17 protein-coding genes are annotated in these 15,697 nt (G+C 33.8%); 8 read left to right on the top strand and 9 right to left on the bottom strand.

Translation table 11 applies throughout. The features are described 5' to 3' along the window. Nucleotides 1-10: 10 nt before the first annotated feature. The 6 genes from clpX to IEV15_RS00060 form a co-directional block, all read right to left on the bottom strand. Nucleotides 11-1,243 carry an ATP-dependent Clp protease ATP-binding subunit ClpX gene (clpX, locus tag IEV15_RS00085; RefSeq protein ID WP_188360463.1) on the bottom strand — a complete coding sequence of 411 codons (1,233 nt, stop codon included), beginning with the start codon at nucleotides 1,241-1,243 and terminating at the stop codon, nucleotides 11-13. Nucleotides 1,244-1,300: 57 nt separating this feature from the next. After that, the gene (clpP, locus tag IEV15_RS00080; RefSeq protein WP_188360462.1) at nucleotides 1,301-1,960 is read right to left on the bottom strand and encodes an ATP-dependent Clp endopeptidase proteolytic subunit ClpP; all 660 of its coding nucleotides are present in this window, start codon (nucleotides 1,958-1,960) and stop codon (nucleotides 1,301-1,303) included. Nucleotides 1,961-2,079: 119 nt separating this feature from the next. Then, a complete protein-coding gene (gene tig / locus IEV15_RS00075; protein ID WP_188360461.1) occupies nucleotides 2,080-3,405 on the bottom strand; it encodes a trigger factor in 1,326 nt (441 codons plus the stop codon). A gap of 105 nt (nucleotides 3,406-3,510) precedes the next feature. Continuing rightward, on the bottom strand, nucleotides 3,511-3,858 hold the full coding sequence (locus IEV15_RS00070; protein ID WP_188360460.1) for a phage holin family protein: 348 nt from the start codon (nucleotides 3,856-3,858) through the stop codon (nucleotides 3,511-3,513). Between the two features lie 40 nt (nucleotides 3,859-3,898). Next, complete coding sequence (locus tag IEV15_RS00065; RefSeq protein ID WP_188360459.1) at nucleotides 3,899-4,660, bottom strand: alpha/beta fold hydrolase; 762 nt, start codon at nucleotides 4,658-4,660, stop codon at nucleotides 3,899-3,901. 11 nt (nucleotides 4,661-4,671) lie between these two features. After that, complete coding sequence (locus IEV15_RS00060; RefSeq protein WP_188360458.1) at nucleotides 4,672-5,385, bottom strand: pyridoxine 5'-phosphate synthase; 714 nt, start codon at nucleotides 5,383-5,385, stop codon at nucleotides 4,672-4,674. A 108-nt stretch (nucleotides 5,386-5,493) separates the two neighbouring features. On the opposite strand from IEV15_RS00060, the gene IEV15_RS00055 reads away from it, so the two are divergent. The 8 genes from IEV15_RS00055 (at nucleotide 5,494) to murI (ending at nucleotide 13,708) form a co-directional block, all read left to right on the top strand. Then, nucleotides 5,494-6,153 (top strand): CBS domain-containing protein, encoded by a 660-nt coding sequence (locus IEV15_RS00055; protein WP_188360457.1) that lies wholly within the window; start codon nucleotides 5,494-5,496, stop codon nucleotides 6,151-6,153. 3 nt (nucleotides 6,154-6,156) lie between these two features. Next, nucleotides 6,157-7,041 carry an NAD kinase gene (locus IEV15_RS00050; protein ID WP_188360456.1) on the top strand — a complete coding sequence of 295 codons (885 nt, stop codon included), beginning with the start codon at nucleotides 6,157-6,159 and terminating at the stop codon, nucleotides 7,039-7,041. A 143-nt stretch (nucleotides 7,042-7,184) separates the two neighbouring features. After that, a complete protein-coding gene (porG, locus tag IEV15_RS00045) occupies nucleotides 7,185-7,868 on the top strand; it encodes a type IX secretion system protein PorG (RefSeq protein ID WP_188360455.1) in 684 nt (227 codons plus the stop codon). Between the two features lie 3 nt (nucleotides 7,869-7,871). Continuing rightward, nucleotides 7,872-8,615 (top strand): undecaprenyl pyrophosphate synthase, encoded by a 744-nt coding sequence (gene uppS / locus IEV15_RS00040; RefSeq protein ID WP_188360454.1) that lies wholly within the window; start codon nucleotides 7,872-7,874, stop codon nucleotides 8,613-8,615. Further along, entirely contained in the window at nucleotides 8,596-11,280 is a 2,685-nt protein-coding gene (gene bamA / locus IEV15_RS00035) for an outer membrane protein assembly factor BamA (RefSeq protein WP_229734060.1), read from the top strand. Before uppS ends, bamA begins: the two co-directional genes overlap by 20 nt. Before the next feature lie 40 nt (nucleotides 11,281-11,320). After that, nucleotides 11,321-12,340: an OmpH/Skp family outer membrane protein gene (locus IEV15_RS00030; RefSeq protein WP_188360452.1), complete on the top strand. Its 1,020-nt coding sequence runs from the start codon at nucleotides 11,321-11,323 to the stop codon at nucleotides 12,338-12,340. 29 nt (nucleotides 12,341-12,369) lie between these two features. Next, the gene (locus IEV15_RS00025; protein ID WP_188360451.1) at nucleotides 12,370-12,867 is read left to right on the top strand and encodes an OmpH/Skp family outer membrane protein; all 498 of its coding nucleotides are present in this window, start codon (nucleotides 12,370-12,372) and stop codon (nucleotides 12,865-12,867) included. Nucleotides 12,868-12,931: 64 nt separating this feature from the next. Next, a complete protein-coding gene (gene murI / locus IEV15_RS00020) occupies nucleotides 12,932-13,708 on the top strand; it encodes a glutamate racemase (protein WP_188360450.1) in 777 nt (258 codons plus the stop codon). On the opposite strand, the gene IEV15_RS00015 is transcribed toward murI, so the two are convergent. From IEV15_RS00015 to IEV15_RS00005, 3 genes are all read right to left on the bottom strand, one after another. Next, complete coding sequence (locus IEV15_RS00015; protein ID WP_188360449.1) at nucleotides 13,709-14,221, bottom strand: gamma carbonic anhydrase family protein; 513 nt, start codon at nucleotides 14,219-14,221, stop codon at nucleotides 13,709-13,711. It lies immediately after the preceding gene. 46 nt (nucleotides 14,222-14,267) lie between these two features. Then, nucleotides 14,268-15,257, bottom strand: coding sequence for a PorP/SprF family type IX secretion system membrane protein (locus tag IEV15_RS00010; RefSeq protein ID WP_188360448.1), 990 nt, complete (start codon nucleotides 15,255-15,257; stop codon nucleotides 14,268-14,270). Nucleotides 15,258-15,260: 3 nt separating this feature from the next. After that, a partial coding sequence (locus IEV15_RS00005) for a T9SS type B sorting domain-containing protein (RefSeq protein ID WP_188360447.1) occupies nucleotides 15,261-15,697 on the bottom strand: 437 nt, incomplete at its 5' end.

Raw genomic sequence — 15,697 nt, 5'->3', positions numbered from 1 at the left:
ATAGAAGTTTCTAAGAAACTGCTTTCAGCCTTTTCAATAAATTTTTATCTAACGAATGTTCTGCATAACTTTTGTCAATATGCAATACTTTCTCTTCACTGCTTGGTAATTCAAACATAGCATCGTTTAAAATGGCTTCACAAAGCGAACGAAGCCCTCTTGCTCCTAACTTATATTCTAAAGCTTTTTCTACAATAAAATTGAGTGCTTCCTCATCAATGGTAAACGTAACACCATCCATCAAAAACAGCTTTTGATATTGTTTAATTAAAGCATTTTTTGGTTCGGTTAAAATAGCTCGTAAAGCATCTCTATCCAAAGGATCCATATACGTTAGAACCGGTAATCGACCAATAATCTCAGGAATCAAACCAAAATCTTTTACGTCTTTTGGTATGATATACTGCAATAAATTATCCTTGTCAATTTTGTCCAAATTAGCCGAAGCACTATAGCCTACCGCTTGTCTGTTCAATCGTTTTGATATCACTTTATCAATTCCGTCAAAAGCACCACCGGCTATGAATAGGATGTTTTGTGTATTCACCTCAATAAATTTTTGATCCGGATGTTTTCTTCCTCCTTTTGGCGGAACATTTACCACCGTTCCTTCTAATAATTTAAGTAAGGCTTGTTGCACACCTTCACCCGAAACATCTCGAGTAATTGATGGATTATCGCTTTTTCTGGCAATTTTATCAATTTCATCAATAAACACAATACCGCGTTCCGCTTTTGCTACATCATAATCGGCAACTTGAAGCAATCGGGTTAGAATGCTTTCAACATCTTCTCCAACATAACCTGCTTCTGTTAAAACGGTAGCATCAACTATAGTCAAAGGAACATTCAACATCTTTGCAATAGTTTTAGCAACCAATGTTTTTCCGGTTCCGGTTTCTCCAACCATCAGAATGTTGCTTTTTTCAATTTCAACCTCTTCATCGTTTTGCTTTTGCATCAATCTTTTGTAGTGATTGTAAACTGCAACTGCCAAAACTTTTTTTGTTTGTTCTTGCCCAATTACATATTGATCAAGAAATGTTCTGATTTCAAGTGGCTTTTTCAACACCAAATCACCTAAATTTCCGGATGTTTTTGATGTTTTTAATTCTTCCATAACAATACCATGGGCCTGCTCAATGCAACGATCACAGATGTGTGCATCAATTCCGGCAATCAATAGATTGGTATCGGGTTTTTTTCTTCCGCAGAAGGAACATTCTAAAATTTCTTTTGCCATTTTTTTTGGGTAATCGGTTATGGGTTTTGGTAATTGATTAAACTACCCGAGCCACAACTATTTTCTTCTTAATACTTCATCAATCATTCCATATTCCTTTGCTTCATCAGCAATCATCCAATAATCACGCTCTGAATCCTGATACACTTTTTCTATAGTTTGCCCTGAATGCAATGCGATGATTTCATACAATTCATTTTTCAACTTCAACATTTCCTTTAAGTTGATTTCCATATCAGTTGCAACACCTTGTGCACCACCCGATGGTTGATGAATCATTACTCGTGAATGTGGTAATGCAGAACGTTTTCCTGCTGCACCGGCACATAACAAAACAGCTCCCATAGATGCTGCCATACCTGTACAAATTGTAGCTACATCAGGCTTAACATATTGCATGGTGTCATAAATTCCTAGTCCGGCATAAACACTTCCACCGGGAGAATTGATATAAATTTGAATGTCTTTTGAAGCATCAACACTTTCTAAAAACAACAATTGAGCTTGGATAATGTTTGCAATATGATCATCAACACCTGTTCCTAAAAAGATAATTCTATCCATCATTAACCTTGAAAAAACATCCAATTGAGAAACATTCAACTGGCGTTCTTCAATAATATAAGGTGTCATGCTTCCTACAATTTTATCATAATACATGCTATTCACACCGTGGTGTTTGGTAGCAAATTTTTTAAATTCTTTTCCGAAGTTCATAGTATAAATACTTAAGGTTTATAAAATTAAAAATTTAAAACGTTTCTGAAACTAGTTCAGAATAAAAAAGCGTCAAACCTAAATTTGACGCTCAAAGATACTATTTTTTTTGATAGTGCTTATTCGCCATACATTTCTTTAACGAACTGTTCGTAAGAAACTTCTTTTGATTTAGTTTTTACTTTTTCTTTGAAAAGTTGCAACATTTTTTCGCTCATCACTTGTTCTGACAAACGACGGGTTTCATCTTGATTTGATAAAACACGTGCTACTATCCCGTCAATATCTTCCTGAGTAGGATTCATTTGACCAAATTGTGCCATTTGTTTCTTTATTAATTCTGAAGTAAATGCTTTTAAATCTTCAAAAGTGATTTGCAATTGATTTTCGGCCATAATCTTTCCTTCAATCAACTGATAACGCAATCCTTTTTCTGATTTAGCAAATTCTTCTCTGGCTTGTGCTTCTGAAAGCGGTTGCTCACCTGAATTTTGTAACCATTTAATCAAAAACTCTGATGGCAAATCAAATTTTGTACTTTCTAGTAAAAATTCTGTAACATCATTCAAAAATTTCTGATCTGCTTGTTGTACAAATTGCTTTTCAGCATCTTCTTTAATTTTTGCTTTTACTTCTTCAACAGAAGTTACAACACCTTCGCCAAATAATTTATCAAACAATTCTTGATTCAATTCTGCTTTTTCACTGGTTGTGATACCTTCAATTTTTACATCAATAGCAACATCTAATCCGTGAACCAAGTCATGGTCTACTTTCAAGTAATCCATTAGTTTGTGATCATCATCAAACAAACCTTTGGTTCCAATTGAAACTACATCACCAACTTTTTTACCAATAAATTTCTTTGCCGCTTTTTTGTCTTTAAAAACATCCAATGAAATTGATGTAGTATTGTTAATTCCATTCGCTTCATTGATGAATGTCACATTCAAATCATCACCTTCTTCAACAGTTTCTTTAGAAATTAATTTTCCGTATTGTTTTTGAATGCGTTCCACCTGATCGTTCAACATTTTATCATCTGCAATAATTGTATAGCTCGTGATAGCATTTTTTGCTGCAAGATCAACCGTAAACTCAGGAGCAAGTCCTAATTCAAAATCAAAATTGTAATTTTCAGTTTCCCAATCAAAATCTTGAGTCACTTTTGGAAGTGGATTTCCTAAAATATCCAATTTTTCTTCAACCAAATACGAATTTAATTTCTCTTGTAAAATTTTGTTTACTTCTTCTAATAATACTGCTTTACCGTATTGTTTTTGAATCAAACTCATCGGCACAGTTCCTTTTCTAAACCCGGGAATAGCGGCATTTTTGCGATAATCAGCCAAAACTTTTTGTACTTTATCTGCATAATCGGCTTTGGTAACCGGAACGGTTAACACAGCATTTAGGGCATCAACATTGGTTCTTGTAATATTCATTGCTTCTATTATTATATACTAAAATTGGGTTGCAAAAGTATAACTTTTTTGCAACCCAAACAAGTATAATGAATTGAATTTTAGGACTTCAGAAATAAGACAAATCTACCCCTTTTCTCCTCCTGTAAGATTATAAACAATTGACTGTGCAACAGATAAAACAATACTGAAAAGCATGGCATACCAAAAAGAGGACACGCTGAATCCGCCAACAATATAGCCTGAAAATTGTATGATTAACGCATTAATTACCAAAAGGAAAAGTCCTAAAGTAAGAATGGTTATCGGTAATGTCAAAATCACTAAAATGGGTTTTATAAAAATATTTAATAACCCCAAAACTATAGCCACTAAAACCGCCGACATAAAATTTGCAACCGCAACTCCCGGCAAAATATGAGCCAAAAGTAAAACCAATGCAGCTGTTACGATAATTCTAATTATTAAATTCATACGGTATGTTTTTTATTATAAAAGTAAGAAAAAAAATGAATTAACGAATAAATTCACTAACAATTTCAAAAAATGCTTTTGGATTTTCTGCATGAAGCCAATGTCCAACGTTTGGAATAGTTTGAAATATTGCCATCGGGAAATGATTTCTGATGGACTCAAAATCTTCTTCCAAAATATACCTCGAAAGACCTCCTTTTATAAATAAAGTGGGCTTATCAAATTTTTGATGTGCTTCAAGAGCTTTGCCAATTTCTTCAACTTTAGTCGTAAAAACTTTCAAATTAAACCGGAATGCTAATTGACCCGGGGTTTCCCAATACAAACTCTTCATTAAAAACTGACGCGTGCCAAAATCAGGAATATAATTTTTAAGAATGTCTTCCACTTCATTTCTACTGGGTTGTTGCGAAAAATCAACAGCATTTAAACCTTCCAAAATTTCTTGATGATGGGGTTTATAATATCGTGTGCCAATATCGGCAACAATTAATTTTTCAACCAATTCCGGATGAGTTGTTGCCAAATTCATCACCACCTTTCCGCCCATTGAATGTCCCAAAAAAACAGCACTACTAATATTCTTGTCTTTACAATAATCCAAAACATCATTTGCCATGACTTCATAATTGAAATCCTCTGAATGAAAACTTCTGCCGTGATTTCTCAAATCCAGCATATGTGTTTCAAAACCAAGTTCGGCAAATTGAGTGCCCAATGTTTTCCAATTGTCAGACATGCCTAAAAAACCATGAAGGATGACCAACGGCTTACCTTCGCCTTCAATTTTTGAATACAACATAAAATTGTTATTTATTTTAATTTATGTAAATACATATTCACCACATTTTCAATCCCTAAATAAAGGGACTCACAAATTAAAGCATGTCCGATTGAAACCTCCAATAAATTCGGAATATGCTCTTTAAAAAACTTGATATTTTCCAAACTCAAATCATGACCCGCATTAATTCCTAAACCCAATTGATTGGATAGATTTGCCGCTTCAACATAAGGTTGAATGCCGTTTGTATTTCCTAAACCATACTGATGTGCAAAACTTTCTGTATACAATTCAATACGGTCCGTTCCGGTAGCTTTTGCTCCTTCAATCATGGCTAAAACCGGATCAGCAAAAATGGAGGTTCGGATAGAATTTCGTTTAAATTCGGCAATAACTTCGGTTAAAAAAGATTGATTCTTTATCGTATCCCATCCGGCATTTGATGTTAATGCATCATCAGCATCAGGAACCAATGTTACTTGCGTTGGCTTAGTCTCCAAAACCAAATCAATAAATTTTTGAACCGGATTACCTTCTATATTAAATTCCGTGTAAACCAAAGGTTTCAAATCTCTGGCATCCTGATAACGAATATGTCTTTCGTCGGGTCGCGGATGAATAGTCACACCATGAGCTCCAAATTTTTGTACATCAATAGCCACTTGTGTCACACTGGGAACATTTCCACCACGAGAATTTCGTAACGTAGCAATTTTATTAATATTTACACTTAACTTTGTCATTATAATTATTTTAAACCATTTCTTTAGTAACTGATTGCAAAAATACAAACTAAAACAAGCCTAGATATGCTATTTTTTGATTATTTTGCAACGAAAATTCACAAGTAAATGCTAGACATCACCAATTATATTATCAACGACTTCAAACCTTTTGATGGAAATGAAACCATTGATTCGGTTCAGAATTTTTTTTCAGACATGACCTACTCGCATTTTCCGGTTGTTTCTGAAGGTGTTTATATTGGAAATATTGCCGCTGACGATGTGATTACTTTTGACAACAACAAAACCATATTGGATTATCGCTATACTTTAGAAGGTTTTTTTGCAAGAACTCAAATGATATGGCTGGATGTTTTGGAAGTTTTTGCTCAAAATCATGCCAATATTGTTCCTGTTTTAGATGAAACCAATGCATATGTTGGCTATTATGAATTGAATGACATAATTCAATTTTTTCATGAAACCCCATTTATGAATGAACAAGGCGGAATTATAATTGTCAGAAAAGCGACAAAAGATTTTTCGATGAGTCAAGTGGCTCAAATTGTGGAAACCAACAATGGTAAAATCTTAGGAATGTTTTTATCTGAAGCTACGCCCGACAGTGTTCAAATTACTATAAAAACCACTTTGGGAAGCTTGAACGAAATAATTCAAACCTTCCGCAGGTATTCCTATGAAATAGTTTCTGATCATCAAGAAGATTTTTACATTCAAAATCTAAAAGATCGCTCTGATTATCTTGACAAATATCTTAATATCTAAACTATGAAATTTGCCATTTACGGTCAATATTATCAAAACGATACGCGTCCGATTATTCGTGATATTTTTGTTTTTTTAAATAAAAATGATGTGGAATTGGTGATTGAAACCGAATTTTTGAAAGTTTTATACCAAGAAGACATTTTAAAAAAAGAATACAAAACCTTTTCTTCTCATGCTGATTTAGACGCAAGTTTTGATATGTTACTCAGTATAGGTGGTGATGGTTCCATATTGAGGGCTGTTACTTATGTTAGAAACACCGGAATTCCAATTTTGGGTGTAAATGCCGGAAGATTGGGGTTTTTGGCTAAAGTTCAAAAAGAAAATATTGAAGTTTTTATGCAGCAGGTGCTGAATAAAAAATACACACTTTCAAAAAGAACGTTGGTTAGTTTAGAAACCTCTCCAAAAAACAATAGTATCAAAGAAATTAATTTTGCCTTGAATGAAATTTCAATCAGTAGAAAAGATACCACTTCAATGATTACACTTGAAACCTACTTAAATGGTGAATTTCTTACTTCCTATTGGGCAGACGGTTTGATTATTTCAACTCCAACAGGCTCAACAGGTTATTCGTTAAGTTGTGGTGGACCGGTTCTTACTCCCGATGTGAAGAGTTTAGTCATCACGCCAATTGCACCTCACAATCTCAACGCAAGACCTTTGGTGATTCCTGACAAAACCGAAATCAAAATTAAAGTTTCCGGACGCGAGCAGAATTATTTGGTTTCGTTAGACAGCAGAATTGCTACGCTTTCAAACAACACCATACTGACAATCAAAAGAACACCTTTCAAAATTAATATGGTTGAAATTGAAAACGAAACCTTCTTAAATACGTTGCGAAACAAACTTCTTTGGGGTGAAGACAAGCGAAATTAAACCTCAATTTCAGCTTCTTTTACAAACTCATATACTACTATCCTATATATTTCGTTTTTTTTGAATATAAATATGTGATTTATACCAATTATTTAGCTGTTAACTTCTCATAATTGTTATATTTGCACGCTATTTCAAAAGCAATGAATAGAGTACTGATTTTGATTATCTTTTTGGCATGTGGGCTTTTATCTAACGCTCAAATTAATGAAGTCGGCATTTTTGCAGGCGGTTCAAACTATATTGGCGATATAGGAAAAACCAACTTCATTAATCCAAATCAAGTGGCTTTAGGTTTAATCTATAAATGGAACCGAAGCACCAGACATTCCTATAGATTTAGCTTTACTCATAGCAAAATAGCGGCAGATGACGCGGATTCAAAGGCTTCAGGAAGAAGAGAAAGAGGCTATTCGTTTGAAAACACAATAAACGAGTTGTCTGCGGGATTTGAGTTTAATTTTTTTGATTTCGATTTGCATCATTTCAAACCGCAAACAACGCCATATATTGCCACCGGTATAAACTATTACAGTTATAACGAATTGTATTTTTTTGATGGCATTGTTAGAGAAGATGCAAAAGAAAGAGGTATTTCAATTCCTATTATTTTAGGAGTTAAAAGTAGAATAAATAATGATTTTGTTATAGGTATAGAAGCGGGAGTTCGCTATACTTTTACAGACAATTTGGATGGAAGTAATCCTAAGAATAATGATTACAGCAATCTGAGATTTGGAAATTTAAACAGTAATGATTGGTATGTCTTTTCAGGCATAACACTAACTTATACTTTTGGTGAAAACCCATGTTTTTGCCCTAATTAATAAATGAGCTTAGAAAATTCTATAGTAAAAGATAAACTGCCAAAACACGTCGCCATAATTATGGATGGCAATGGACGTTGGGCTAAACAAAAAGGGATGCTTCGCGTTTTTGGTCATGAAAACGGAACCAAAGCCGTTCGACAAGTAGTTGAGGCTTCCGCTAAACTAGGAATTGAAAACCTGACACTCTATGCTTTTTCTACAGAAAATTGGAACAGACCAAAAGTTGAAGTAGATACTTTAATGAATTTATTGATTAAATCGTTAAAAAATGAACTTCCAACATTAGTAAAAAACAATATAAAGTTGAATACTATTGGAACAATTGCCTTGCTTCCAACCGGTGCTCAAAGAGAACTTTTAGAAGTTATTAACATAACCAAAGAAAACTCCGCAATGACCTTAACCTTAGCATTGAGCTATGGTTCAAGAGAAGAGCTGGTATCAACCATTAAAGACATTGCTCTTAAAGTTAAAAATAATATAATTTCTTTAGAAAGTATTGACGAATCAATTATAAATCAACATCTTTACACGCACAATTTACCCGATGTAGATTTGCTTATTAGAACCAGTGGCGAACACAGAATAAGCAACTTTTTATTATGGCAAATTGCATATGCAGAACTTTATTTTGTTGATGTATTATGGCCCGATTTTTTAGAAGAAGATTTCTACAAAGCCATTTTAAGTTATCAAAACCGAGAAAGAAGATTTGGAAAAACAAGTGAACAAATTAAACAATAAATTAGTGATTTTAGATAAATTTAATACATCCCTACTCCTACTACTGTTTAGTAGTATTTTTTTGGGAACTATACAAGCACAAAACGATTATGAAAGAGGCTCACAATATATTTTGGGAGACATTGAAGTAACCGGAAATTTAAGCTTCAACAAACAAACTATTATCACTTTTGCCGGTTTAGAAAAAGGACAACGCATTGTTGTTCCCGGAGAAGAATTAAGTAATGCCATAAAAAAATTGGGTAAATTGGGTCTTTTTGGAGACATTGATTTATACATGACCGAAGTGAGAGGTGATACTATTTTTATGGAACTTGAAATCAATGAACTTCCAAAACTTAGTGATGTTAAAATTCAAGGTCTTAAAAAGTCGAAAACTGAAACCATAATTAAGGAATCTAAACTTTCTAAAGGTACTGTTGTAAATGAAAACTTCATTACAAACACTAGAAACTTTATTGAAAATAAATACAAAAAAGACGGCTTTTATAATACAAAAGTTGCCATTAACACGATTCCTGACACTACCGACACCAATCAAGTGAAAATGGTGGTGAACATCGATAGAGGTAAAAAAATTAAAGTAAAACAAATCGTAGTTGATGGCAATTCTAAACTTTCAGATGGAAAGATTAGAAAAGCAATGAAAAATACTAAAGTTCAGTTTCCGGGTAGATTTTGGAAAGGTTCAAAATTCATAAAGGACAAATACAAAGAAGACTTAACAAACATTGTATCTAAGTACAAAGAAAAAGGATATCGTGATGCACGTGTAGTTTCTGACAGTGTTTCTTTTGATGCTAAAAACAATACGGTTACCATCAATTTAAAAGTGGAAGAAGGAAATCGATATTATTTTGGAGACATTAAATTCTTAGGTAATACTATTTATTCAGATGAAAATTTGTCGCAATTACTAGGTATTCAAAAAGGGGATGTTTATAATGGTGTACTTTTAGAAAAAAGGATTGCAGACAAAACAAGACCCGACGCATTCGACGTTACTAACCTTTATCAAAACAACGGTTATCTTTTCTCAACTATCAATACGGTTGAAGTTAGAACAAAAAATGATACCATAGATTTTGAAGTTAGAATCATGGAAGGGCCTTTGGCTTATTTCAATAAAATTACTGTTGTTGGTAATGACAAAACAAATGACAAAGTAATTTATAGAGAACTCAGAACCAAACCAGGCCAAAAATACAGCAAAGACGATTTAGTTAGAACTATTCGTGAAATAGGTCAATTAGGATTTTTTGATCCTGAAGCTATTGACCCTAAATTTAAAAATGTGGATCCGGGAGCCGGAACTGTTGATATTGAATACAACCTGGTGGAAAAAGGTGCCAGTCAAATCGAATTACAAGGAGGTTATGGTGCCGGCGGATTTATTGGAACTTTAGGATTGTCTTTTAATAACTTTTCTCTTGCAAATATTTTCAATAAAAAGGCATATAAACCTTTACCTATGGGTGACGGACAAAGAATGGCACTTCGCCTTCAAGCAAGTAACTTTTTTCAAATTTATAGTTTGACTTTTACCGAACCTTGGTTTGGAAACAAAAGACCAATTCAGTTGAGTACTTCTATTTCTCACAGTAAACAATTTTTGAATAATTTTGCTAGTCGCGACGTAGACAGATCAAGAAGTTTTGATATCACCTCGTTAAGTATTGGTATCGCAAAAAAACTATCAGTTCCGGATGATTATTTCGTTTTATCGCAATCGTTAAGTTTTCAATATTATAATCTAAACAACTACAATACCGGACTATTTACATTTGGAAATGGATCGTCAAGAAATTTAGCTTACACAATCGGCTTAAGCAGATTCAGTAAAGGCGTTAACCCAATTTATCCAATTTATGGATCTGAGTTTAGTATCAGTGGTAAATTCACACCACCTTATTCTTTGTTAAATGGTGTTGATTATGCTGATTTACCAAATCAGGAAGCCTATAAATACAAACATACCGGAAGCTCTTATTTTGACAGCAATGGAGTTTTTGTTCAAGAAGGTGATTTCGTTGATGCACTTCCCACACAAACCACTAGAGGAAATCGGGTAGAAAATTTTCAAGATGCTGCAGCTGATCCAAGTAAAGTAGATCAAGTAAAATTTAATTGGTTAGAGTTTTATAAAATTAAATTCAAAGCAGATTGGTTTACTCGAATTGCCGGAACACCGCAAAAAGCATTAGTACTTCGTACAAATACAGAGTTTGGATTCTTAGGAGCCTACAATAACGACAGAGGTTTAGTGCCTTTTGAACGTTTCTTTTTAGGTGGTGATGGATTAGCAAACTTTGCCTTAGACGGAAGAGAAATAATTCAATTAAGAGGATATCCTAACCAATCGTTATCTAATGTTGATGGAGGTACCATTTATAATAAATTTTCATTGGAATTAAGATATCCAATAACCTTAAAATCTGCAACATCAATCTATGTATTGTCATTTTTAGAAGCCGGTGCCTCATATACTGATTTTAAAAACTACAATCCATTTATCTTAAATCGTTCCGCAGGTTTTGGACTTAGAGTATTCATGCCGGCCTTTGGTCTATTAGGAATTGACTTCGGACATGGTTTTGATGCATTACCGGGTCAGGTACAAAAAAATGGTTGGGAGACACATTTTATTATTGGACAACAATTTTAATTATTATTTTAAGTTATATTTACCATGTAATTTAAAGAATATGAAAAACTTACTTTTTATAATTTTATTTTTAACCGTAAACTCATTTGTTTATGGACAAACTCGAGGTGTTAAAATCGGATATATTGATATGGAATATATTCTACAGAATGTCCCTGACTACACCGAAGCTAAAAATCAATTAGAGCTGAAAGCCCAAAAGTGGAAACAAGAAATTGACGTTAAAAAGAACGAAATAAACACACTAAAAGAGTCGTTGAAAACTGAAAAAGTGCTTTTAACTAAAGAATTGATTGAAGAAAGAGAAGAAGAAATTGCTTTTTTAGAAACTGAGTTAATTGAGTTTCAACAAAAACGTTTTGGCCCATTGGGTGATTTAGTGACACAAAAAGCGGTTTTAGTAAAGCCGATACAAGATCAAGTTTTTTCTGCCATACAAGATATTGCTGAAGCCCAAAAATATGATTTTATTTTAGACAAATCATCCGATTTGACATTGCTTTTTGCAGCAAAAAGACATGATTTGAGTGACCGAGTAATTCGGACACTTACTAGAGCTGAAAAAAGACAGCAACTTTCCAACAAACAATTAAAAGCATTAGAAGAACAAGAACGCAAAGAAGATTTTGTTGATGACAATCCGGCTTTAGCAGAACGCAAAAAAATCCTGGAAGAAAGAAAATCAGCAAGAGATAGTATTGCAGAACTTAGAAAAGCAGCCGCCGAATTAAAACGCAAAGAATTTGAAGATAGAAGACAAAAACTTTTAGAGGAACGCGAGGCTAAAAAAAGTGGCACGGTTTCTGAGAAGTCTTCAGATAAGGAAGAAGGCGAGGCTAAAAAAGAAGAGGAAACTACAGCTGAAAAGAATCCTGAAAAAGACGCGGCAAAGACAAAAGCAGAAGATGACAAAGTAAAAGCACAAGAAGCCCGTCAGAAATTGATTGATGACAGAAAGAAAGAAATTGAAGAAAGAAAGAAAAAAATACTAGAAGATCGTGAAGCTGCCAAAAAAGCACGAGAAGAAAAAGCAAAAGAGAATACCGAAAATAAAGATTAAAATTAAATAAATAATTAAACTTAGAAATGATGAAACAATTGAAAACTTTACTAATTGCTGCAACTCTATTATTTAGCACAAGTCAAGTTATTGCACAGGCAAAAATCGCTCACGTAGATACAAATGAAATTATGTCTAAAATGCCTGCGATGATGGAAGCTCAAAAACAACTTGACAACCTTCAGAAAACATATGACAAAGAATTCAAAACGATGGTAGATGAATACCAATCTAAATTAGAAAAATACAACCGTGAAGCGGAGACTGTAACTGAGCAATTAAATACAGAAAGAGCGAAAGAAGTGCAAGACATGGAAAAAAGAATACAAGATTACAGACAAACGGCTCAAAAAGAATTAAATCAAAAAGAAGAGGATTTAATGAAACCATTAATGGATCGTGCTAAAGCTGCAATCGAAAAAGTAGGAAAAGCAAAAGGATACCAATATGTTATTAATTCTACTGGACTTTTATTGGCCGACGGTCCTGATTTAACTACGGATGTTAAAAAAGAATTAGGTTTCTAAAATAAACGTAAAGTTCATAGTAAACTGCTCAATCATTTGAGCAGTTTTTTTTTACATTTGTTTTATGACAAATAATGCTCCAATAGGCCTTTTTGATTCCGGTATCGGCGGAACTTCCATTTGGAAAGAAATTCATCAATTACTTCCAAATGAAAACACCATTTATCTGGCTGATAGTAAAAACGCACCCTATGGTAGTAAGAGCAAAAAAGAAATTCAATCACTAAGTTTTAAAAATACTGAATTACTGCTGGATATGGGCTGTAAAGTAATAGTTGTGGCCTGTAACACAGCAACCACAAATGCTATTGTAGATTTAAGAGCTAAATATAATGTCCCCTTTATCGGCATTGAGCCCGCCATAAAACCGGCGGCAAACAAATCCAAAACAAATAGCATCGGAATATTAGCAACAAAAGGAACGTTGAACAGTGCCTTATTTCATAAAGCAGTATTGAATTATCCAAACACAAAAATTATTGAACAGATAGGATATGGTTTAGTACAACTTATTGAAGAAGGCAAAATAGATTCTAAGGAAATAAAAGAATTGTTAGAAACCTATCTAAACCCAATGATTGAAGCCAATATAGACTACCTAGTGCTCGGTTGCAGTCATTATCCCTACTTGATTCCGCAAATAAAAAAAATACTCCCCAAGAGCGTTAAAATAATTGATTCAGGACAAGCAGTTGCCAAACAAACAGCAAAAATAATTACAGAAATAACCGGAAGTGCTGCTACTGAAAAAAGCACTCAAATTTTCTATACAAACAGCAATCCGGAGGTGCTAACCAAAATAGTTAACCACAACTTCCCTGTGCTTTTCAAAGAGTTTTAATTACTCTTTAAACCAACTGGAATACATCACATAATTAGTTGCGATCCTCTCAATCTCTCCTTTAAAAGCAGATTGATCAATTTCCTTTACCTTTTTTGCGGGAACTCCGGCATAAATAGACCCCGATTCCACAACTGTGTTTTGAGTTACTACAGCTCCTGCAGCAATAATAGAATTGCTTTCAACAATACAATTATCCATCACAATAGCACCCATTCCTATTAAAACATTGTCATGAATAGTACAACCATGAACAATGGCATTATGCCCTATTGAAACATTATTTCCAATAATGGTAGGATGCTTTTGATAAGTACAATGAATAATAGCACCATCTTGGATGTTTACTTTATTTCCTATTGTAATAAAATGAACATCACCTCTAATCACAGCGTTAAACCAAACACTGCAAGAGGCACCTAAAGTTACATCGCCAACTATAGTCGCATTTTCAGCCACAAAACAATCCGAGGGTAGTTGTGGTGACTTTCCGTTTACAGATTTAATAACCATATTATATGCTATAAAAAATCCCGAATGAATCGGGATTTTAAAATTGTTAATTAATTGCAGGACAATTACACTCAAACTTGTCACGCTTACAGAACAGATTAATACCTAAAGTAATCTGGTGAAAACCTGCGTTATCAAAACGCACATTACCCGCTAAATAGGAATAGGTGTAAGCAAACATAAATTGATTATAATTTACGCCTAATATAGGAGTGATATATTGTAACTTTTGATCAGAGATTGCATTGCCATCTACATACTGTGCTCCGTCAAAACTTCTTCTGTACGATAACCCACCCCATATTTTACCAAAATCTAAATCTTTATAGGCCTTCAAGTTGATATCAATCGACTTTTCTTTTGTTTGTTCAACCAATTGAAATAAGATGGATGGTTCCCATTGAATTCTATCACTATCCCCAAAAACATAACCGGCACTAAACAAAAACTTTCTCAAATTATCAGATTCAAATTCGGTATAAATTTCTCTTCTAACATTGGCAATTGCATTTTTAACAGTGAAGTGCGTATAAAAATCTAAATAATAATACGATGCTCCAATATCCACATTGAAATAAGAATCCTTCTGATAAATTCCTCCAATGATGGGATCAAATTCAGTGAAGCTGGTTTCATCCAACTGACTTTGAACCAAAGCTCCACTCATACCAAAAGATAGTTGATTAAGATCAATCTCATTACGTGAAAACATAATGTGATGTGCATAAGTTAACTTAGCTCCTCTTTGAGAGTGGTATCCGTTCTTGTCGCTGAATAAAATAACCCCTAAACCGGATTGTTCGCCAACTCTTCCATTAAAACTTACCGTATTCAATTGAGGGGCATTATCCTGATCAAACCATTGTCTTCTTCCTGTCATTCTGACTTTAGCACAATTTGCAGCTCCGGCCATTGATGGATGGATCAGATATAAATTATCGGTTAAATAATCGGAATAAACTGCAATACCTTCTTGAGAATATGAAAATTGTGTAAATACTAATAATAAAAGTAAATAACCTTTTTTAAGATTCATGTGCTATCGTTTTAATGAGAAATGTGCTTTAAATTCTTTTGTTTGATTGTTTTCTTCATAGGTTACTGTAAACCAGTAATCTGTTGATGGCACGGGCTGTCCGTTGAAAGTTCCGTTCCATCCATTGCTTGTTGGACTAATCTGTTTGAGTAGTTTTCCATAGCGGTCAAATATATAAATTTTTGCATTAGGTTGGTCACCTAATCCAATAATATTCCATGTATCATTATATCCATCCCCATTTGGTGTAAAGAATAACGGATAATTGATGGCTGTTTTGATGATAATCACCGTATCACAACCCCCGTCGTTTTTATCTCTAACGGTAATGGTATGACTTCCTGCACTCACATCTGTAAACACATTACTGTCTTGGAACGGTCCGTTGTCTAACTGATACTCATAATCGCCTAAACCGCCCGTTACATTCACCGTGATGG

The sequence above is a fragment of the Flavobacterium orientale genome (genome assembly GCF_014638005.1).
Lineage (GTDB): Bacteria > Bacteroidota > Bacteroidia > Flavobacteriales > Flavobacteriaceae > Flavobacterium > Flavobacterium orientale.
This window is presented reverse-complemented; position numbering and strand designations above follow the sequence as displayed.

Coding starts and splice junctions, on each gene's coding strand:
- IEV15_RS00030 (WP_188360452.1), top strand. CDS start 11,321: ATGAAAAACTTACTTTTTATAATTTTATTTTTAACCGTAAACTCATTT.
- IEV15_RS00015 (WP_188360449.1), bottom strand. CDS start 14,221: ATGGTTATTAAATCTGTAAACGGAAAGTCACCACAACTACCCTCGGAT.
- IEV15_RS00055 (WP_188360457.1), top strand. CDS start 5,494: ATGCTAGACATCACCAATTATATTATCAACGACTTCAAACCTTTTGAT.
- clpP (WP_188360462.1), bottom strand. CDS start 1,960: ATGAACTTCGGAAAAGAATTTAAAAAATTTGCTACCAAACACCACGGT.
- uppS (WP_188360454.1), top strand. CDS start 7,872: ATGAGCTTAGAAAATTCTATAGTAAAAGATAAACTGCCAAAACACGTC.
- tig (WP_188360461.1), bottom strand. CDS start 3,405: ATGAATATTACAAGAACCAATGTTGATGCCCTAAATGCTGTGTTAACC.
- IEV15_RS00050 (WP_188360456.1), top strand. CDS start 6,157: ATGAAATTTGCCATTTACGGTCAATATTATCAAAACGATACGCGTCCG.
- IEV15_RS00065 (WP_188360459.1), bottom strand. CDS start 4,660: ATGTTGTATTCAAAAATTGAAGGCGAAGGTAAGCCGTTGGTCATCCTT.
- IEV15_RS00060 (WP_188360458.1), bottom strand. CDS start 5,385: ATGACAAAGTTAAGTGTAAATATTAATAAAATTGCTACGTTACGAAAT.
- IEV15_RS00010 (WP_188360448.1), bottom strand. CDS start 15,257: ATGAATCTTAAAAAAGGTTATTTACTTTTATTATTAGTATTTACACAA.
- clpX (WP_188360463.1), bottom strand. CDS start 1,243: ATGGCAAAAGAAATTTTAGAATGTTCCTTCTGCGGAAGAAAAAAACCC.
- IEV15_RS00025 (WP_188360451.1), top strand. CDS start 12,370: ATGAAACAATTGAAAACTTTACTAATTGCTGCAACTCTATTATTTAGC.
- murI (WP_188360450.1), top strand. CDS start 12,932: ATGACAAATAATGCTCCAATAGGCCTTTTTGATTCCGGTATCGGCGGA.
- porG (WP_188360455.1), top strand. CDS start 7,185: ATGAATAGAGTACTGATTTTGATTATCTTTTTGGCATGTGGGCTTTTA.
- IEV15_RS00070 (WP_188360460.1), bottom strand. CDS start 3,858: ATGAATTTAATAATTAGAATTATCGTAACAGCTGCATTGGTTTTACTT.